Raw genomic sequence first — 19,332 nt, 5'->3', positions numbered from 1 at the left:
GTCCGAGACAGCGGGCCGCGGGGGTAGTCGTGGGCCGGCCGGGTCGGTCCGGCGCCTCGGTCGCCGGCCGCGAGCGATGACAGGAGTGCGTTGATGCCCCGGCCAGCTCCCGGCGTCGAACGGACCGTCGCCCTCATCACCTTCCTGAGCGCGCATCCCGACCAACTGTTCGGCCTGTCCGACCTCGCGCGCCGCCTCGACCTGAACAAGGCGACCGCCCACGCCATGCTGGCCGCACTCACCGACGCCGGCTGGTTGGCGCGGGACGTCGTCGACAAGACCTACCGTCTCGGACCCGCCCTCATCGCGGTCGGCGACGCGGCCGGCGGGCCCGAACGCCGTGCGCTGGAGCTGGCCCGGCCACACATGCGCCGGCTTCGCGACGAACTCGGCGTCCAGGTCGTCGCGAGCACCGCCCACGGCGACGACATCGTGATCCTCGCCGTGGAGAGCCACGCCGACGCACCCGCCGGCCTGGGATCACGGCCCGGCTCCCGGGTGCCACTCTCGCCACCGCTGGGCACGGTCTTCGTCGCCTGGTCCGAAACGGCAACCGTCGAATCGTGGCTGCGACGGCTCAACACTCGTCTCGACGACCACCGCCTCGGCGCCTACCGTGACGTCATCAAGACGATCCGCCGACGCGGATACACCGTCGCGCTCGAGGACGATCGCCGCGACGGCCTCAGCACCGCGCTCCACACCCTCGCTGACAACGATGGCGACGCCGAGGTCCGCGCGGCGGTCGAACGCGTACTCCAGGCCATGAGCACCCGCGACGACTACCTTCTCGCCGACCTCGACGGCATCGAGTCCCATCAGCTCAGCATGATCAGCGCGCCCATTTTCGACACCGCGGGCCGCGTCTGCCTGGCGTTGACCCTCAGTGGCTTCCCTCGAAACCTGAGGTCCCAGGAGGTCGAGCCCTATGGCCAGCGACTTACCGACGTGACTTCGAAGATCACCAAGAGGAGCGGCGGCCGCGCGCCCGACGAGAGCTTCTCCTAACCCGGTCCAGCGGCCGCCAGGCGCGCGCCGACCGAACGCCGCAGCGCCGCCTTTACGATCTTCGCTGTCGACGTCCGGGGGAAGTCATCCACCGCGGCGAGGTACTCCGGTAGCTTCTGCCGGCCCAGGCCGGCGTCGAGGAGCCGCCCGCGCACGTCGTCGAGGCCGGGCGCGGGCGTCCCTGGCGCCATCCGCAGCACGGCGCCCACCTTCTCGCCGAGCCGGGCGTCCGGAATCGAGATCACAGCGACCTCCAGAAGGCCGGGCACGGTCCGCAGCAGCAGCTCCTCGACCTCGGCCGCGCTGACGTTCTCGCCACCCCGGATGATGATGTCCTTCTTGCGGTCCGTGATCGTGAGGCACCCGTCGTCATCGAGCACGCCGACGTCCTCGGTGCGGTACCAGCCGTCGGCATCGAACGCGCGGGCCGTGAGCTCCGGATCGGTGTAGCCGACGCAGCAGTCCGGCCCACGTGACCAGATCTCCCCGGCCGTGCCCAAGGGCACCGGTCGACCGTCGTCGTCGAGCAGTCTGATCTCGACTCCGGGCATCGGTGGGCCGTCGGTGCGCAGCCTCCACCGGGCGTCGTCCTTGTGCCGCGATCCCGTGATCGACGGGTGCTCGGTCGAACCGAAGCTGCGCAGCACCGAGATCCCGGCCGCGGTCGCCCGTTCCGCGACGGTTACTGGCACGGCCGATCCGCCGAGCCCGACGTTGCGCATAAGGCTTAGGTGGTCGTTGGTCAGGTCGGGGTGGTCCAGGAGGCTCGTGAGAAAGAACGTCGACCCGGTCCCGGCCGCCAGTCCCCAGGTCAGGATGGTGGACAGCACCCGAGCGGGGTCCCAGACGTCGATCAGGTGCACCGGCATGGCATTGACAGCGGGCAGGAGAAGCCCGGTGAGCATGCCCATGAAATGACCGACAGGGGCGCCGACCAGCGAGGGCAGCCCACCGCTGGCGTTCATGTAGTCGAGGTGCAGGAGCTCCGCTCCGAGTGTGTTGTGGGAGTGCACGACTCCCTTCGGATCGGCCGTCGTGCCCGAGGTGTAGGCGACGACCACGGCGCTGTCCGGGTCGGCGTCGACCGGCCCGGCCAGGGCGGGGCCGGTCGCCAACGCGTCGAAGGGCACGGCGTTCGCGGGCAGCGGTCCGTCGGCTCCCCCGACGACCGCCACTGTCTTCAGTGAGTGGACGCCGTCCACGACCTTCGGGAGATCCGCCAGAAAGTCGCGTCGCCCGAACCGAGCCGCCGTGACGAACGCGACCACCTCCGTGCGGCGAAGGATGTACGAGACCTCCTTGACGCCGTAGAAATGCACGATCGGTACCACGACGGCGCCTAGGAAAGAGGAGGCGTAGAAGACGACGGCGGCCTCCGCCCAGTTGGGCAGCTGGAAGGCGACCGCGTCGCCTGGGCGCACTCCGCGCGCGGCCAGCCCACCGGCCACCGCGAGCGCCCGCTCTCGCAGCTCGCCGAAGGTCCCCTTCCAGGGCCGCTCCAGTGAATGGACATGGAAGTCCTGCGAGGCGTGGTCGCGAAGAGCCCTGTCGATCTTCGCGCCGAACGTCGTGTCGTCCCACAGGCCGGCTCGCCGCCATTCGGCGGTCAAGCCGACCGGTACTGGTCGGACCGGCCATCGCTGTGCTGACATGGGGTCTCCTTGGGACCGACTGCGCCGTCGGTGAGGGCGCGGCGACGTTCGGTTGACGGAACGGGCCGCCGGCGATGTCGCCCACGCAGCGCGACAACGCGGCTGTTCGCGATGCTGGCGCCGTCCCCGGCAGGGTTGTGGGACCGCCTGGAACCCACCGCGCGATGGGCGCGGCGCTCGGCCGAGAAACAGGCGACTAGTGGGTGGAGCTGGGGCGTTCCTCGACGGACCCGCCGGCGGTGTCCACCCCAGGCTCGAGCGATCTGTCGTGGATCATGGTGTTCGGCTGGGAACGCCCGAACGGCTGATGCCGCCCAGGCAGAAGTCCCAGAGGTAGTCGCCGAGGTCGTCCAGTGGCCGGGGCCCGCGGGCGAACGCGTAGTGGTGGAACACGGACATCGCGAACTGGGCGATCGTCTCCGCGTCCCGTCCGGAGTCGCTCGGTGGCAGCAGGCCCGCGTCCTGAGCCGCTCTCAGGTCTCGTTCGATCAGGTCGACGAAGGGCCGGTCGGCGGCTGCTATCTCGTCCGGGAATCGCTCGCGTAGCCGCCAGTGCTCGGAGGTCACGAACCGGGCCAGGGATGGATTGTCGGTCAGTGGGGCGACGACCGACAGGAGATGGTGTCGCAGCCGTGCCATCGGGTCGGGGAGCTCGCGCGCGGCCTGCTCGTATCCCTCGGTGGACTCAGCCACGATGTCCTCGATGGCGGCGAGGAGCAGCTGGTCCTTTCCGGCGAAGTGCCGGTAGAAGGTCTGCATGGACACGCCCGCCTCCTTCACGAGGTCCTGCGTCGTGAAGGAGGATCCCTTGACGGCGATCAGGCGGCGGGCGGCGTCGACAAGGTCGCGCGTCTGTTGGATGGTTCGCGAGCGAGCGCGAGACATCACCGGCGACCGCTCAGCGGCGCGTTCGGCCCTGCTCATGACAGGAACGTTACCTTTGCTCGGCAGGCGACAGCACCACGACGGGAATGGGCCGCTCCGTGCGCGCCTGGTAGGTGTCATAGTTCGGCCAGATCGCCGTCAGGATCTCCCATAGCCGCGGCTTGTCCGCGGTCGCGGCCGTAGCCGCGCGGACTTTCCGCCGCTCGGCGCGGACCTGGATCTCGACCTCGGGTCTGGCGACCAGGTTCCGGTACCACTCGGGATGCTCGGCAGATCCGCCCTTGGAGGCCACGACCAGGTGGTCGTCCCCGTCGCGGGCGAAGATGAGCGCCGTGGTCCGGGGCAGGCCGCTGTGCCGCCCGGTCGTGGTCAGGAGCAGGATCGGCACGCCGTTCCACTCGTAGCCGACCTCGCCGCCGGTCTCCTGGTAGCGCCGCACATGCTCGGGGCCCACGAGGGCGAGGTCGGGAGGCCGGTAGCCCGGTGAGTTCATGGAGATGCCCTTCTGGTGACCCGTGGCCGGCGTCAGCCGAACAGCACGGGGATCTCGGTCGCGCCGCGCTCGTACATCCCGATCAACGCCGGCGGCGGCGCGTCCGGGTCGAGCCGCAGGTTCGGCAGCCGGTCCAGCAACGCGCCGATGCCGACCGCCATCTCGGCGCGGGCGACGTGCATGCCCAGGCAGATGTGCGGGCCGCCGCCGAAGCCGAGCGAGCGCTTCAGCGGGCGGGTGATGTCGAACTCGTCCGGGCGCTCCCAGCGGGCCGGGTCCCGGTTCGCGGCACCGACACACAGGTGCAGCACCGACCCCTTGGGCAGGTGCACGCCGTGGAAGTCGACATCCCGGGTGACCCAGCGGGAGAACATCGGATCCGTGGGCGTCCAGCGCACCGATTCCTCGATGGCCGCGCGCAGCAGCGCACGGTCCTCGCGGACCGCGGCCAGCACGTCCGGCCGGGTCAGCAGGGCGGTCAGCGTGATGCCCATCTGCTTCCAGGTCGTGCCGGAGCCCGCGAGCAGCAGCAGGATGGCGAACGAGTAGATCTCGGCGTCGGAGAGCCGATGCCTGACTCCGTCCTCGTCGGTGATCTCCGCCTCGACGAGGACACTGATCAGATCGTCCTGGGGCTGTTCGCGGCGCGCGGCGACGATCGGGGCGATGATCTCGACGACCTTCGCCGGCTGATTGAGGACCTCCCGCAACGCCAGGGCCTGGTCGACCGGGACGCCGAAGCTGCTGGTGATCGTCAGTACCGGGATGGCGGCGCAGAAGTCGACGTTGAGCTCGGCGCGGCCCTCGTCGACGAAGCCGTCGATCAGGTCACGGACCGTCTCCTCGATCCATCTGCCGCCCCACCACTTGGCCTTCGCCGGCACGAACGACGGCTGGACGAGGGCGCGGTAGCGGCGGTGCCGGTTCCCGCCCATCGTCAGCATGCTGGACTCGAACCCGATGCCGTCGTCCGGGCCGGCCTCGCCCGTCGACGAGGAGAACAGCTCCTCGTTCCGGTAGACCTCGTCGCACGCCGCGAAGCTGAACGTGGAGAAGTGCGGGCGGTCCGGTTCCGGCAGGCCGTGGAAGAAGGCGTGCCCCTGGTAGCCGGTCAGCTCATGGACCGTGCCCTCGTGGACAACGGCCCGCTCCCGCAGCTCCCGCCAGACGGGATTGGGGTCGGCCGTGAAGTCGCCGCCGACATAGGTGTTGTAGCTGCTGCGCAGGTCGAACAGCCGGCGGACCCGGTCCCGGTCGAGAAGATGGGTGGTCGTCATCGGATCACCTGGCCACGTATCCCCGCCAGCACGGGTGGGGTGGCGGGGGTGAACCGGTAGAGGCGTTCGGCGTTGCCGCGCAGCAGCTTGTACTGGGTTTCGGCCGGCAGGCGGCTGATGATGTTCTTCACGGTCTGGATGCAGTTGGGCCAGGTGGAGTCGGAGTGCGGGTAGTCGGTTTCGCACATGATGTTGTCCTCGCCGATCTCGGCGAGGCTGGCGATGCCGTGGTGGTCCTCGATGAAGCAACCGAAGATGTGGTCGCGGAAGGTGGCGCGGATGTCGAGGGTGTCGAGGTCGACGCCGGTCACGCCGTCGTGGTCCGCGAACTTCGTGCCTCGCTGGACCCAGTAGCGCTGCTTGTCGAGGACCTGCTCGGCGCGCTCCAGGTAGTACGGCATCCAGCCGATCTCGCCCTCGGACAGGGCGATCTTCAGCTTGGGGAAGCGCTGGAACATGCCGGAGAACAGCCAGGACAGCATGGTTCCGGAGGTCCGCATGGCGCCCCAGGTGAGGTTCGCCATGAACGGAGTGTTGGAGGCGATCTTCGGTACCTGGGACGACGAGCCGACGTGCATCGAGACCACCATCCGCAGGTCGTTGGCGGCGGCCATGACCGGGTCCCAGTAGCCGGACGGATCGTGGATCGTCGGCAGGCCCAGCGGCTCCGGGTTCTCCGAGAACGCGAACGTGGTCGCGCCCTTCGCCGCGCAGCGCTCCATCTCCTTGACGGCCAGGGCGGGGTCCCACAACGGGATCAGGACGAGCGGGATGTAGCGGCCAGGCGCCGCGCCGCACCATTCCTCGAGCATCCAGTCGTTGTAGGCACGCAGGCAGACCAGCCCGAAGTCCCGGTCGGATGCCTCGTAGAACATCTGCCCGCAGAACCGAGGGAGCGTCGGGAAGCACAGCGACGCGAGGACCCCGGCCTGGTCCATGTCCTTGAGGCGCTCGGCGGCGTCGTAGCAGCCCGGGCGCATCTCGCTGTAGGACAGCGGCTCTGGGGAGAACTCCTCCTTCGACTTGCCCGCCACCGCGGACAGGCCCGAGGAGGGGAACCGCTTGCCGTCATAGACCCACACGTCCATGCCGTCGTCGTCGAACTCCATGTGGGGAGCGCGGTCGCGGTCCTTGGCGGCGACCCGGTCGACCCACAGGTGCGGCGGTTCCAGCACGTGGTCGTCGACCGAGATCAGCCAGTCGAGGTTCAGGTCCGAGGTCATTTCTTCTCCTTTGGGTCGGTGGGTCCCCGGGAGCGCCCTAGTGCAGTTCGCCGATGGCGATGTGCTTGACCTCCTGGAAGGCCCGGATGCCGTCGGGCCCGCGCTCGCGGCCGAGGCCGCTCTGCTTGTAGCCGCCGCTCGGCGCGTAGGCGCTGAAGAGGCTCGCGTTGACGTTGACCGCTCCGGTGCGCAGCCGGCGGGCCACCGCCGTCGCCGCCGCCAGGTCCCTGCCGTAGACCTGGCCGGACAGGCCGTAGGGACTGTCGTTGGCGATGCGCACCGCGTCGTCGAGGTCGCGGTAGCCGAGCACGCTCACCACCGGGCCGAAGATCTCCTCCCGCGCCGCGGGGTTGGCGTTGTCGGGCAGGTCGAGGACCGTCGGCTCGACGTAGTAACCACGGTCGAGCCCGGCCGGCCGGCCGCCGCCGAGGGCGATCTTGCCGCCGTGCCGCTCGGCCGCCGCGACGATGGTGGCGCAGCGGGCGCGGGCGGCGTCGTTGATGAGGGGGCCCATCGTGGCCGCCGGGTCGGTCGGCGGGCCGACGACCAGGGCGGCGTACGTCTGGGAGACGGTGTCGACCACCTCGTCCTTGCGGTCCGCGGGGACGAGGATGCGGGTGGCGGCGACGCACGCCTGGCCCGCGGTCATCGCCACGACCGCCGTGGCGCCGGCGGCGACGCGGTCCACCGCGTCCGGCAGGTAGATCTGCGCCGACTTGCCGCCGAGCTCGAGCGCGACCCGCTTCACGGTCGGGGCGGCCTGGGCGAGGATGCGGCGGCCGACCGCGGTCGAGCCGGTGAACGACACCATGTCGACCGCGGGATGGGTGGTGAGCACTTCGGCGCCGGCGGAGCCGTCCTCGACGACGACGCTGAGCACACCGGCCGGCAGGCCCACGGCGTCCGCGGCGGTGCCGAAGACCAGCGACGAGAGCGGCGTGAGCGGGCTCGGCCGCAGCACGACCGAGTTCCCGGCCATCAGCGCCGGGAACAGCTTCTGGAACGCCATGATGATCGCGCCGTTGTAGGGCGTGATCGCCGACACGACACCGATCGGCTCGTGGCGGCGCACGCTCGCCGTGAGCCTGGCGCGTACCAGCTCGTCGAGTGGGACCGGGCTGGCCTGCTCGTGCGCCATCGACAGGTACAGGTCGATGGTGGCGCGGGCGAGCGCGATCCCGGCCTGGTACTGCGCGTGCTCGGCGAAGGCGGTCGGCTGGCCCGCCTCGGCGATCATGGTGGCTACCAGTGGCGCGTGCCAGGTCTCGATCTGGTCGAGGAAGGCGCGCAGGACCGCGGCGCGCTCGGTGACCGGCGCGTCGGCCCAGACTCCCCGGTCGAAACTGTCTCGCGCCGCGAGGACCGCCCGCTCGACGTCGGCGGGCGACGCCGCCACGACGCTCGCCACGGTCGACTCGTCGGCCGGGTTCTCGATGTCGAACGTCGCGTCGCCGTCGGCCCAGCTGCCGGCGATGTACGAGCGGCGTTCGGCGAGGATCTTTGTCACGAGGCCCGCTCCTTCCTGTGTCAGGGGTGCGCCGACGCTGGTCGGCGCCACGCGAGTCGGGCCGGCTCGACCCGTTCGCGGGCGTGGACGCGGCCGCGAAACGCGCGGGTTGTTGAAGGTGACGGTTCTCAGGTCGGTTCGGCGGTGTAGACGACCGCGCCGCCGAAGTGGGGTGAGGACTGGCAGGCGACGCCGACCGTCGCGCGCGCACGCTGGCGCGGTCCGGCCCGGCCGGACAGCTGCAGGTAGCACTCGAGCATCTGGGGAACGCCGTGCATGCGACCGTTGCCGAGGGCGCCGCCGCCGGAGAGCACCGGCAGGCCGCCCGGCAGGTCGCTGTCGATCCGGCCGTCTTGGACGAAGCGGTGCGCCTCGCCGATGGGGCACAGCCCCAGCGCCTCGAGCCAGAAGTAGACGAACGGCGAGAAGCCGTCGTAGAGCTGCGGCAGGTCCACCTCGCCCGGTCGGACCCCGGCCGCCTCCCACAGCCGGCCGACCAGCCCCGTGCCGGCCGCCATGATGTCGTCGAGCGGCCAGTGCAGCGGCAACCTGTGGCGGGGCGGGGCGGCGGAGGCGCACCCGGCGATGTGAACCGGCCGGTGTGGCAGGTCCCGGGCCCGTTCGGCGGACGTCAGGACGAACGCCGCAACCCCGTCGACCGGGAGGTCGCAGTCGTACCTGCAGACCGGATCGCTGATCATCGGAGCGGACAGGTAGTCGTCTGGGCTGAGCGGTTTCCCGTACCAGTAGGACCACGGGATCCGCGCGCCGTTCTTGCGCGCCTCGGCCACCACCGTCGCCATCGCTTCCCGGCGGGCGCCATGGCGCTGGAGGTACTCGTTGTACGGGAGCGCGATCATCGGCAACGGCCCGAAGTACCCCTGCGGCGCGGTCCACTGCTGGGCGCCCCCGGCGGTCCGCATCGGGTTGCCGTGATAGCGGCCCGGCGGGTTGTGCAGGGCCCGGTGAAGCAGCACGTGGTCGGCGGCGCCGCTGACGATGGCGCCGACGGCGAGCGCCACGGCTCCGGGCAGCTGCCCGATGCCCTGGAACCCAGCCGCGTACCTGGCCGCGGCGCCGAGGTGGTCGGCTAGCCACTGTGCCGTGACCGTGCTGACCCCGTCCTCGACGGTGTGCGCCCCGGCTGTCGGGAACAGCGGGGCGGTGACGAACCCGTCGATGTCGCTGGGCTTCAGTCCCGCGTCCTCGATGGCCGCCCGTGCGGTGTCGACGGCGACGGCGCCCAGCGCCCGCGGCGCGTGCCGCCACACCTGGCTGTGCCCGTGGCCGACGATCGCGACCCGGCCGCGCGCGCCGGACCCGGGGCTCATGGTGTCCCCGCGAGCCGGAAGGCCGGGACGGCCACGCCGGGCGCAACGTCCTCGAACGCCACCGCGACCGGGGCACCGAGCCGCGGCCCGGCGGCGGCCCCGTCGAGGAGACGGCCGATCATGCGCAGTTCGGGCTGCTCGACGAGCTCGACGTCGACGAGATAGAACGGCACGTCGGCGGCGAACCCCGCCAGGTTCGACTGCCGGACGACCGTCCAGGAGCGGACCACCCCCCGCCCGCTGACCTCCTCGAAGGCGAAACCGGGGTCGGAGCTTCCGCAGGCCGGGCAGACCTGGTCGGGCGGGACCGCGAAGGCGCGACAGCGCGCGCACCGGGCTGTGGTCAGAACATGTCTGGCCGCGGCGTCCCAGTAGGCGGCCGACACCGCGTCCGGGACCGGAAGCGGCCGGCCCTCCACCGGCGGGACCGCCCCGGACGCAGCCGGACGCGGTTCGGCGGCGTGCCGTTCGGCCGGCTTCGGTTCGGCCGGGCGAGGTCGCGGCGCCGTCACGGGATCGCTCCGGCGTCCTTGAGCTCGGTGATCTGCTCCCAGGTGTAGCCGAGGTCGAGCAGGATCGCCTCGGTGTGTTCGCCGTGCTCCGGGGCGCGCCGCAGCGCGGGGGGCCGGCCGTCGAGCTGCACCGGCACGTTCGGCAGCCGGTAGGCAGGACCGCCGTCCGGGTCCACCTCACCCAGGTAGTCGTTGGCGAGCACCTGCGGGTCGGCGAGCAGCTCCTCGACGGCCTGCACGGGAGCCCACGGCGCGTCGATCCGGCCGAGAAGGTCCTGCCACTCGACGAAGGACCGCTTCGCGAACTCGGCCTCCAGCTCGTCGACGCAGGCGTCCCGGTTCTCGGCCCGGGCGCGCAGGTCCGCGAAGCGCGGGTCGGTGGCCAGGTCCTCGCGGCCGACCAAGCGGCAGAAGCCGTCCCAGTAGCGGTCGGCCTCCAGGAAGACGAGCTGGATGTGCCGCCCGTCGCTCGTCCGGTACGCCCCGACCAGGGGGTTGACGTACCCCCCGCTCCCGGTCGCGGCGCGCGGTCGTCCGCCGGTCAGAGCCGCGAGCACGTCGGAGGACAGCGTCCACATCGCGGTGGCCAGCAGCGAGACGTCCACCACGCCGCCCTCACCGGTCCGCTCACGGCGCAGCAGCGCCGTGGCGATGCCGAAGGCCAGCGCCATCGCGCCGTTGCGGTCGCCCATCGCGCCGCGCTGACCGATCGGCGCATCCCGGTCCGGCGGCGTTAGCACGTGCGCCATCCCGCCCTGCGCCCAGAAGGCGGACGAGTCGTACCCGGGCCGGTCAGCGCCCGGGCCGCGCACGCCGAAGCCATGGCCCCGGGCGTAGACCAGCCGGGGGAAGCGCCCGGTCAGGTCGTCGGCACCGAGGCCGAGACGGTCCAGGGCGCCGGGCCGGAAGTTGGTCAGGAAGACGTCGGCCGTCGCCAGCAGCCGGTCGAGCGCGGCGCGGCCGGCGTCGGTGCGCAGGTCCAGCGCGACCGAACGCTTGCCGCGGTTCGCCAGCGCGACCGAGAGGTTCACCCCGCCGCTGTCGGTGCCGATGCCCTGGGTGGCGAGCGCGCGGTACGGGTCACCTTCGGGCCGCTCGACCCGGATCACGTCGGCCCCCCAGTCCGCCAGCAACGCGCCGGCGACGGGTACGAACACCCACTGGGCGAGCTCGACGACGCGTAAGCCGTCGAAGGCACCCTTCCCCACGAGCCACCTCCTCTTCTTGATCGAGACGAGCACGCCCGGCTCGTTGGGCTGGGGCCGGCTGGCCATGCCGGTCAGATGGGGGCGCCGCCCAGCGACCGCCCGACTGCCGGTGACCGCCGACTGTAGGTCGCCCAGTTCGGTTTGGGAAGTCCTCGTATCGCGTTATGCGGAACGTTGACTTCTCTCGAGGGTGTTGCGATCCTCCTCACAGCCACCAGCCAGCCAACGCCCCAGGTCCCGGCGCCGCGAGCCACGGCGACGGCGACCGTCGTGGCCGACCACGGCTTCCGATCACTGCTGCCTCTCCGGTCTCGACGTCCGGGACGAACTAGCGAAACGAGGTACTCGCCCATGCGGCACAACGGCCCACACCAAGGCGCACCACGGCGCAGACAGGTGGCAACGCGCACGACCGCGGTCCGCTTAACCGCTCTGGCTGGCGGGCTGGCGGCGAGCCTGCTGCTCGTCTCGGCCTGCGGCGGCGGTTCCGACGCGCCCGGCGACGGGGGGACGAACGCCAGCGCCACACCCGCGACCAACGCGCTGGGACCCGTGGCGAAGGCGACCGGCGCTTCGGTGAAGATCGGCCTCATCTCCGACGGGAAGTCGGCCATCGCCGACCAGTCCGTCGAGATCCAGGTGGCCAAGGCCACCGCGAGCTACCTCAACGAGCACCGCTCCGGCATCGGCGGCCGGCCGATCGAGATGGTGACCTGCGAATCGCAGGCCGACCCGTCGAAGACCGCCGACTGCGCCAACCAGATGATCGAGCAGAACGCCGTCGCCGTGGTCGTCGGCGGCGTCGCCGCGCAGGAGGCCGCCTGGACGCCGCTGCACGACGCGGGCGTGCCCGTGGTGCTCTACCTGGCCAGCGCTCCCGCCATAGTCCAGGACACCAAGAGCACCTTCACGCTCTCCGACCCGACCTTCGAGGACATCGGGCTCCCGATCACCATCGCGAAGAAGGCGGGCGTCAAGAAGGTCACCGCGGTGGTGATCGACGTGCCGGCCGCCAAGGGTGTGCTGGCATCCGCCGCCCCGGCCTTCGACCAGGCGGGCCTCGACTTCGAGATGGTCGCCATCGCCCCGGGAACCGCCGACATGACGCCGCAGATGCAGAAGATCGCGGCCGACGGCGGCGCGGTGTTCATCCTGGGTAACGACTCGTTCTGCATCAGCGCCCTCAAGGGCCTGCAGGCCGTCGGGTTCACCGGTCCCATCTCGGCCATCGCGCAGTGCATCACCGACGCGACCCGCACCGCCATTCCCGGCGGCCAGCTCAAGGGCATCAGCCTCGCCGCGGCGGCGCCGCTCGGCACGGACAACCCGTCGACCCAGCTCTTCAACGCTGTCGCCACGACCTACGGCCAGGGCATCGACACGAGCAAGATCGCCGGGATCAACACCTTCATGGCGGTCGCCGGTCTGCAGACGGCTGTGGCGGATCTCAAGGGTGACATCACGCCGCAGACGGTCGCCGCAACGATCAGGACGATGCCCCAGAAGGAACTGCCCGGCTCCGGCGGACGGCGGTTCCAGTGCGGCGGCAAGGCGGTTCCGGCCCTCCCGGCCGCGTGTGTCCGCGGCGGGCTGATCACCACGCTCGACGACAAGGGACGGCCGACGACATACGAGGTCGCCGGAGTCTAGGCCATGGACGGCCAGGCCCGGCCACCGGAGTCTAGGCCATGGACGGCCAGGCCCGGCCACCGGTCCGCGCTCGGCGGACCGGTGGCCTCCGGTCGTGTCCGCGGCGGCGCGCTCCGGGCTCTCGGGGCGCGCCGCCGCGTCATCGTGAAGCCGAGAGCTATCGCGGAGCTGACCGCGCATCCCGAACAGCCCAAGGGAGCCTGCTTCTGGATCTGTCGGCAGTCACCATTCCCGTCCGAATTCCCGTCCGAATTCCCGTCCGACCGTGCCTGACCTAGGAGGACGCATCGTGCCCGAGTCCACCGACCGTAGGGTCGCGTTACCCGAGAACCTCGCCGACGTGCTGTCGCCTCGCTGGCTGAGCGAGGCACTGGGAACCCGTTTCCCCGGGATCGAGGTCACCGCGGTCACACCGGGCCCGGTGGTCAGCCGTGTCTCGACCAACGCCCGGTTCCACATCGAGTGCGCCGGAGGGGTTCCGTCCGGGCTGTCTCCGCATCTGTGCGCCAAGGGCTATTTCGGCGAGGTCAACCGGCCCGCCAGCGCCGCGGGTATACCCGAGACCAGCTTCTACCGGGACCTGGCCGGCCGTGCCGGCGTCCGCACCCTGCGTAGCGTCTTCGCGGACGTCGACGCTCAGACAGGCAGGAACATCCTCATCACCGAGGACGTGGTCACCGACGGCGCGATCTTCCTCGACGGGCTGAGCCAGTTCACCCCGGACCAGGCAGCCGCGAGCCTGGAGCAGCTGGCCACCCTGCATGCCAGCACCTGGGCGGATCCGGCCCTCGCCGATGTCGGCTGGCTGCGCAACCGCATGGAGTTGTACCTGCGGCTACGCGGCCTTACCGAGATCGCCGCGAACTTCGCCTGCTGGATCGGAGCCGGCGTCCCCGACGAGGCCCGCGACGCCGAGCGCCTCGTGTCGTGCTACCGAACCCTGGCGGACGAGGTCACCGGCGCCTCGCCCTGGACCGTGATCCACGGCGACCCGCACATCGGGAACCTCTACCTCGACGGCCGTGGGCGGCCCGCGTTCATGGACTGGCAGCTGGTGCAGCGCGGGCCCTGGTACCTCGACGTCGGCTATCACATTGCTTCCGTGCTGAGCGTCGCGGACCGCAGAAGCCACGAACGCGACCTTCTCGCGCACTACCTCGACCGCCTGCGGGCGGCCGGGATTGAGGCGCCCGCCTGGGACGAGGCGTGGAACCTCCTTGGCCGCGGCGTCCTGCACGGCTTCTACCTCTGGGGCGTCACGGTCAAGGTCGACCCGCCCATCACCGCCTCGCTCCTGGAACGGCTCGGAACGGCCGCCGCGGACCACGACGTCTTCGCCGCGGTCGCCGGGTAGGGCGACGTCGCGCGCAGGTAGATGTCGGGCGGGCAGCGCAGGTAGTAGGTGGCGGCGCGGCCCAGGCGGGTGGTCGCCGAGTCGGTGCACTGATCGCGGCTGCCCGCCGTCGGTCCAGGTACCACGTCTGCGGTAGGCGGAAGTGTCCACATACGGATGACGACGGGAGGCGCCATCCCAGAGAGCGTGGTAGGTACCCAAGCTCATTCTGGAGGCACCTTCCGTGGCTACCGTCCCGCGTCCAGTCGGCCATCCGCCGCCGCCCGTCCGATCGCCGCGGTCCCGCGAGGCGGGCGATCACGAGGCGTGGCGGCAGCAAGATCCGAACTGGGTGGAGACGCCGGGGACAGGCCCATCGCCGCTGAACGTGGAGGAACCGGCTGGCGCGCAGGCAGCCGCCGTCGAGCCCGGCCGCCGCCGCAGGTGGCGCCGGATACTGGCGGCCTCGCTCGTCCTTCTGGTCATCGTGCTCGGGGCGATGGACCGGCTGGCGGCTCACCTCGCGGCCTCCCAGATGGTCAGCCAGATTCAGAAGAGCCAGCAGCTGCCGAACAAGCCGGCGGCCTCGGTCGGTGGATACCCGTTCCTGACCCAGGTGGTCATGGGCGACTACAAGGACATCGGCCTTCGCATTCGCCGGGTCGCCGTTTCCGACGTGTGCGTCGACGACATCAATGTGCATGTCAAAGGGGTGCACCTCCCGCTGAGCAAGCTGATCGGCAATGACGTGAAAACGCTGCCGGTCGATCAGGTGGTCGGTTCGGTGCGGCTCACCTACGCGGATCTCAACGCCTACCTCGCCAACCAGCCCGGAGACGTCCGGCTGAACGCGGCCAGCGACGGGATGCGGATCTCGGCACCGGTGGACGTGCCGCTCGTCGGGCAGGTCAAGGTGTTCGGCGACGTGCGGGCCACCGTCGAGAACAACCAGCTCACCCTCGCGCCCACCGCGCTCGGCGTCGACGGACTGGGTGCCGTGCGGATCCCCACGAGCACCGTGCGGGCCCTCACCGTGGCCATACCGCTTTCCAGCCTGCCGTTGGACCTGGAAGTGACGTCGGCCGCGGTGACGCCGTCCGGCATCGAGGTCACCGCGGAGGCCCACGACCTCAGCCTGGACACGACGCAGACCCCGACGACCCAGCTCCGGGGCTGTTGAGCGCCGGCCGCGCGGCGGCGCGGTCGGGTGAGCCGCGACCGCCAGGCTGAGACCGCCGAGCCGACGGACCACCGAGCCGACAGGCCAGCGAGCAGATATCCACCTGGAGGTGAGCCACAAGATGACCATGGAAAACCGCGCGGCCAGGGGCGGGCGGGCGTGGACGGCCCGGTGACCCAGCGGACGCTGGCAACGAGCCGCTCCGGCGCCACGACGGTTCCGGGCGAGGCACTCTCGCCGTACGACCCGGACGCGGTCGGCCCTTATACGCTCGTCAGCAGGCTGGGCGAGGGAGGAATGGGCACCGTCTACCTCGGCTGGGACCCCGATGGCCGCGCCGTCGCGGTCAAGGTGATCCGGCCGGACCTGGCGAGTGACCAGGAGTTCCGCCGCCGTTTCCGGCGGGAGATCGAGGCAGCGCGCCGGGTCGCGCCGTTCTGCACCGCAGAGGTTCTCGATGCCGACCCCGACGCGTTCGCGCCGTATCTGGTGACCGAGTTCATCGGCGGCCTCCGCCTCGACCAGGCGGTCGCCATCGGCCCGCTCAGCCCCTCCACGCTCACCGGGCTGGCGGTCGGCGTGGCGACGGCGCTGACCGCGATCCACCATGCCGGCCTGGTGCATCGGGACCTCAAGCCCAGCAATGTGATCCTTTCGCTGTCCGGACCGAGGGTGATCGACTTCGGCATTGCCCAGACGCTGGACGGCGGCCTGGCAAAGCCCACCGACTGGGGGTTCGGCTCGGCGGGCTGGATGGCACCCGAGCAGGTCAACGGCCAGCCGATCGGACCGGCGGCCGACGTGTTCACCTGGGGCATGCTCATCGCCTGCGCGGCCACCGGCCGGCACCCGTTCGGCGGTGAGACCGACCTCGAGGTGGCCCGGCGTATCACCAGCGCCGAGCCCGATCTGGCCGGTCTTCCCGAGCAGCTGGATGATCTTGTCTGGAACGCTCTCGCGAAGGACCCGTCGTCCCGGCCCACTGCCCGGGATCTGCTCCTGTGCCTGGTCCAGCGTCGCCCGGACGACCAGTCCACCGACCCGGCGATCCGGCTGCTGGGCCTCACCGGCACCCCACCACGGCTTCCACGGACACAGACGCGGCTACCGCGGACCCGGACGTGGCTGCCGCGGCGGCCACCGGCGCGCAGATCCGTCCTGCTCGTCGGCGGGGTGCTGCTGCTGGCCCTCGCGACGATGTTGACGGTGGCGGTGCGACACCGCGGCCAGTCCTCGGCTCTGTCCGCCGCCGCGGCGCCCGCCGCCGCCCCGGTCTCCTCGGCGCAGCCGACCCCCTCGCCGAGTCCGGACAGCTTCCGCGACGGTGGGCTGCAGTTCACCGTCGAGGGCGTCGAATGCGGCGTCGAACAGCTCGGCCCCGATTTTCTGGCACGCCGCGCGAACGGCCAGTTCTGCCTGGTGACGATGACGATCCGCAATGTCGGCGAATCGTCGCGCCAGCTGCAGAACGCCAACCAGTACGCATACGACTCCACCGGTGGCCGCCACTCAGCCGATTACCTGTCTCGTTTCTATCTGCTCGGCGAGACGGTATGGCAGTCGGCCGGCCCTGGCGCGTCGATACACGGCAGGCTGGTCTTCGACATCCCCAGGGGAGCAAGACTGAACCGGCTGCAACTGCACGGCAGTTCGACCGGCACCGGCGTGTCGATACCAATCTGAACAGCTTTCCAGCCCGACGACTCCCGTACGCCCGCTGAGGCAGGACCTGCGATGGCGTACCGCGGTCGTGGTATGCGCGGATGACGGCAGAGGGTGGACGCCGCGGGGCAGCCTTGGCGGGACCGTGAGGTGTCACATTCGAGCTCGCGAAAGGCAGTTCCGTGTCCGTTCTTGCCCGGTGGTGCGCACGGCATCGCCTCGTCGTTCTCGGGGTGTGGGCCGGCGCCGTCGTCGTCCTGATCAGCCTCGTCGTCGGACTGGGGTCCAACTTCAAGACCGTCGCCGACCTGCCCAGCAGCGAGTCGGCGCATGCTTACACCCTGCTCGGCACCTCCGCCGGCTCGACCGAGACCGGCCGCATCGTCTGGCACGCCACCGGACAGGCCGTCGACTCGGCCCCGGTGCGCGACGACGTCGCCGGCATGCTCGCGAAGGTCGCGTCGCTGCCCGGCGTCGACGCCGTCGCGAGCCCTTACACCGCCGGCGACCCGTCGCGGCTCAACACCAGTCAGAACACGGCCTACGCCGACGTGACCGTCACCGACGACGTCGATGTCGCCCAGGTCCGCCAGGCCGCCCAGTCAATCGAGAACGACCACCTCAAGGTCGAGACCGGTGGGCAGGCGTTCGCGCCCGAGACCAAGGCGGGCGGCATCGCCGAGGTCGTCGGCATCCTGGCCGCGCTGCTGGTGCTGCTGGTGATGTTCCGCTCCGCCTGGGCCGCGGCGCTTCCCATCATTACCGGCGTGGTCGGCGTGGTCGCCTCGCTGCTGTTCGTCATGGTCGGGTCCCACGTCGTCGACCTGTCCAGCGAGTCGATCACTATGGGGTCGCTGATCGGCCTGGGCGTCGGCATCGACTACGCGCTGTTCATCGTCGACCGGCACCGCAAGGCCCTGATGGCTGGAGCCTCGGTGACCGACGCCATCGGGCAGGCCGGCAACACCTCCGGCCGAGCGGTGATCTTCGCCGGTCTGACGGTGATCGCCGCGCTGCTCGCGATGTTCGTTGTCGGCATGGGTGTCCTCACCGGCATGGGCCAGGCGGCCGCGGTGACCGTGCTGTTCACCGTGCTGGCAGCGATCACCCTGCTGCCCGCGCTGCTGTCCGTCCTCGGCCCGCGCGTGCTGTCCCGCCGACAGCGCCGCCTCCTGTCCAACAGCGGCGCGCCCGCGGTGAGCGGGCCGACATCGAGACGTGCGCACGCTCGCCGTGGGCCCGCCAGGCGCTGGGCAGCGCTCGTCACCCGTGTTCCCGCGCCGATGGCGGTGCTCGCGCTGGTCGTACTGGCCGCGCTCGCGCTCCCGGTGCTGTCGATGCGGGTCGGTGAGGCCGACGCCAGCAGCGACCCGGCCGGCTCGACGTCGCGTCAGTACTACGAGCTGATGAGCCCCGCGTTCGGCGGCGGCATCGACGCTACCCTCCTGCTGGTGGCCGAGACTCCCGACGCGGGTTCCGCGCGGGCGCTGGACGTGCTGGTCACGCAGCTGCCGTCGGTGCCCGACATCGCCTCGGTCGCGGTCGGCGCGACCGCCGGTGACGGCATCCAGGTCGTCCAGGTGACGCCGTCGAGCAGCTCGGGCGCCAAGGCGACCGTCGACCTGGTGGATCACCTGCGGCGGGACGTGATCCCGGCCGCCAAGACCGGCAGCCACCTCCAGGTGTCCGTCGGTGGCCAGACGGCGACCAACATCGACATCGCGCACGCGCTGATGAGCAAGCTGCCGCTCTACCTGGTGCTGGTGGCCGGCCTCGGATTCCTGCTGTTGGTGCTCGCGTTCCGCAGCCTGCTGGTGCCGCTGGTCGGGGCGGTCAGCAACCTGGCGACGATCCTCGTGGGCCTGGGCGCACTGACCGCGATCTTTCAGTGGGGCTGGGCCAGCAACCTGCTCGGCGTCGGAGACGGCGCGCCGATCTCCTACATCGTCCCCATCATGGTCGTCGGGGTGATGTTCGGCCTGTCGATGGACTACCAGGTGTTCCTGGTGAGCCGCATCCGCGAGGAATGGGCGCACACACGCGACAACACGCGTTCGATCCGCGTGGGTGTCGCCGAAACCGCCAAGGTCATCGCCACCGCCGCCGTCATCATGCTGTGCGTGTTCTCCTCGTTCGGGTTCAGCGGCCAGCGGATCGTCTCCTGCATCGGCATCGGCCTGGCCCTCGCGGTCGTCGTGGACGCCTTCGTCGTGCGCATGATCCTCGTCCCGGCGCTCCTGCGGATGATCGGCGACCGGGTGTGGGCATATCCTCGCTGGGCCGACCGCCTCACACCACACCTGGCGATCGAAGGCCCCGCCGACAAGATCGACATACCGTCCGACCAGGTGGACGCGCCGCCCGCGGACGACCTGGTCGGGGGGGGCGGCGGGGGGGGCCCCCCCCCCGCG

General features: G+C 71.0%; 14 protein-coding genes and 1 pseudogene. 6 read left to right on the top strand and 9 right to left on the bottom strand.

What is annotated here, in order from left to right:
• Positions 1 to 93 precede the first annotated feature (93 nt).
• Positions 94 to 1,008 (top strand): IclR family transcriptional regulator, encoded by a 915-nt coding sequence (locus QOZ89_RS06205; protein ID WP_071053691.1) that lies wholly within the window; start codon positions 94 to 96, stop codon positions 1,006 to 1,008.
• Here QOZ89_RS06205 and QOZ89_RS06200 read toward each other — a convergent pair.
• The 9 genes and pseudogenes from QOZ89_RS06200 to QOZ89_RS06160 all read right to left on the bottom strand — a co-directional run bounded on the left by QOZ89_RS06200 (position 1,005) and on the right by QOZ89_RS06160 (position 11,096).
• Positions 1,005 to 2,660: an AMP-binding protein gene (locus QOZ89_RS06200; RefSeq protein ID WP_071053692.1), complete on the bottom strand. Its 1,656-nt coding sequence runs from the start codon at positions 2,658 to 2,660 to the stop codon at positions 1,005 to 1,007. The genes QOZ89_RS06205 and QOZ89_RS06200 overlap by 4 nt on opposite strands.
• A gap of 273 nt (positions 2,661 to 2,933) precedes the next feature.
• On the bottom strand, positions 2,934 to 3,584 hold the full coding sequence (locus QOZ89_RS06195; protein ID WP_071053693.1) for a TetR/AcrR family transcriptional regulator: 651 nt from the start codon (positions 3,582 to 3,584) through the stop codon (positions 2,934 to 2,936).
• A 10-nt stretch (positions 3,585 to 3,594) separates the two neighbouring features.
• Positions 3,595 to 4,038, bottom strand: coding sequence for a nitroreductase family deazaflavin-dependent oxidoreductase (locus QOZ89_RS06190; protein WP_071053694.1), 444 nt, complete (start codon positions 4,036 to 4,038; stop codon positions 3,595 to 3,597).
• Positions 4,039 to 4,070: 32 nt separating this feature from the next.
• Positions 4,071 to 5,315 carry a cytochrome P450 gene (locus QOZ89_RS06185; RefSeq protein WP_071053695.1) on the bottom strand — a complete coding sequence of 415 codons (1,245 nt, stop codon included), beginning with the start codon at positions 5,313 to 5,315 and terminating at the stop codon, positions 4,071 to 4,073.
• On the bottom strand, positions 5,312 to 6,538 hold the full coding sequence (locus QOZ89_RS06180; protein ID WP_312623240.1) for an amidohydrolase family protein: 1,227 nt from the start codon (positions 6,536 to 6,538) through the stop codon (positions 5,312 to 5,314). The genes QOZ89_RS06185 and QOZ89_RS06180 overlap by 4 nt, the downstream gene beginning before the upstream one ends.
• Before the next feature lie 37 nt (positions 6,539 to 6,575).
• On the bottom strand, positions 6,576 to 8,045 hold the full coding sequence (locus tag QOZ89_RS06175) for an aldehyde dehydrogenase family protein (protein WP_071053698.1): 1,470 nt from the start codon (positions 8,043 to 8,045) through the stop codon (positions 6,576 to 6,578).
• A 128-nt stretch (positions 8,046 to 8,173) separates the two neighbouring features.
• A complete protein-coding gene (locus QOZ89_RS06170; RefSeq protein ID WP_071053699.1) occupies positions 8,174 to 9,376 on the bottom strand; it encodes a thiolase family protein in 1,203 nt (400 codons plus the stop codon).
• A gap of 8 nt (positions 9,377 to 9,384) precedes the next feature.
• Positions 9,385 to 9,795: pseudogene (locus QOZ89_RS06165) on the bottom strand (Zn-ribbon domain-containing OB-fold protein); the annotation flags it as partial.
• A gap of 89 nt (positions 9,796 to 9,884) precedes the next feature.
• The gene (locus QOZ89_RS06160) at positions 9,885 to 11,096 is read right to left on the bottom strand and encodes a CaiB/BaiF CoA transferase family protein (RefSeq protein ID WP_071053723.1); all 1,212 of its coding nucleotides are present in this window, start codon (positions 11,094 to 11,096) and stop codon (positions 9,885 to 9,887) included.
• Positions 11,097 to 11,447: 351 nt separating this feature from the next.
• Here QOZ89_RS06160 and QOZ89_RS06155 point away from each other — a divergent pair, with 351 nt between their 5' ends.
• From QOZ89_RS06155 to QOZ89_RS06135, 5 genes are all read left to right on the top strand, one after another.
• A complete protein-coding gene (locus QOZ89_RS06155) occupies positions 11,448 to 12,746 on the top strand; it encodes an ABC transporter substrate-binding protein (protein ID WP_071053700.1) in 1,299 nt (432 codons plus the stop codon).
• A gap of 289 nt (positions 12,747 to 13,035) precedes the next feature.
• Positions 13,036 to 14,100 carry a phosphotransferase family protein gene (locus QOZ89_RS06150; RefSeq protein ID WP_241842366.1) on the top strand — a complete coding sequence of 355 codons (1,065 nt, stop codon included), beginning with the start codon at positions 13,036 to 13,038 and terminating at the stop codon, positions 14,098 to 14,100.
• A 331-nt stretch (positions 14,101 to 14,431) separates the two neighbouring features.
• Complete coding sequence (locus QOZ89_RS06145) at positions 14,432 to 15,259, top strand: LmeA family phospholipid-binding protein (RefSeq protein ID WP_312623237.1); 828 nt, start codon at positions 14,432 to 14,434, stop codon at positions 15,257 to 15,259.
• A 171-nt stretch (positions 15,260 to 15,430) separates the two neighbouring features.
• Positions 15,431 to 16,942 carry a protein kinase domain-containing protein gene (locus QOZ89_RS06140; protein WP_312623234.1) on the top strand — a complete coding sequence of 504 codons (1,512 nt, stop codon included), beginning with the start codon at positions 15,431 to 15,433 and terminating at the stop codon, positions 16,940 to 16,942.
• A 161-nt stretch (positions 16,943 to 17,103) separates the two neighbouring features.
• The coding region (locus tag QOZ89_RS06135) for an MMPL family transporter (protein ID WP_312623232.1) at positions 17,104 to 19,332 on the top strand (2,229 nt) is incomplete at its 3' end.

The organism is Pseudofrankia coriaricola, assembly GCF_032027725.1.
Taxonomy (GTDB): domain Bacteria; phylum Actinomycetota; class Actinomycetes; order Frankiales; family Frankiaceae; genus Pseudofrankia.
Note: the sequence above shows the minus strand (reverse complement) of the source record. Positions and strands in the feature narration are given on the sequence as shown.

Bases quoted from the DNA above. Each gene is read 5' to 3' on its own strand.
- QOZ89_RS06205 (WP_071053691.1), top strand. From the start codon at position 94: ATGCCCCGGCCAGCTCCCGGCGTCGAACGGACCGTCGCCCTCATCACC.
- QOZ89_RS06200 (WP_071053692.1), bottom strand. From the start codon at position 2,660: ATGTCAGCACAGCGATGGCCGGTCCGACCAGTACCGGTCGGCTTGACC.
- QOZ89_RS06195 (WP_071053693.1), bottom strand. From the start codon at position 3,584: ATGAGCAGGGCCGAACGCGCCGCTGAGCGGTCGCCGGTGATGTCTCGC.
- QOZ89_RS06190 (WP_071053694.1), bottom strand. From the start codon at position 4,038: ATGAACTCACCGGGCTACCGGCCTCCCGACCTCGCCCTCGTGGGCCCC.
- QOZ89_RS06185 (WP_071053695.1), bottom strand. From the start codon at position 5,315: ATGACGACCACCCATCTTCTCGACCGGGACCGGGTCCGCCGGCTGTTC.
- QOZ89_RS06180 (WP_312623240.1), bottom strand. From the start codon at position 6,538: ATGACCTCGGACCTGAACCTCGACTGGCTGATCTCGGTCGACGACCAC.
- QOZ89_RS06170 (WP_071053699.1), bottom strand. From the start codon at position 9,376: ATGAGCCCCGGGTCCGGCGCGCGCGGCCGGGTCGCGATCGTCGGCCAC.
- QOZ89_RS06155 (WP_071053700.1), top strand. From the start codon at position 11,448: ATGCGGCACAACGGCCCACACCAAGGCGCACCACGGCGCAGACAGGTG.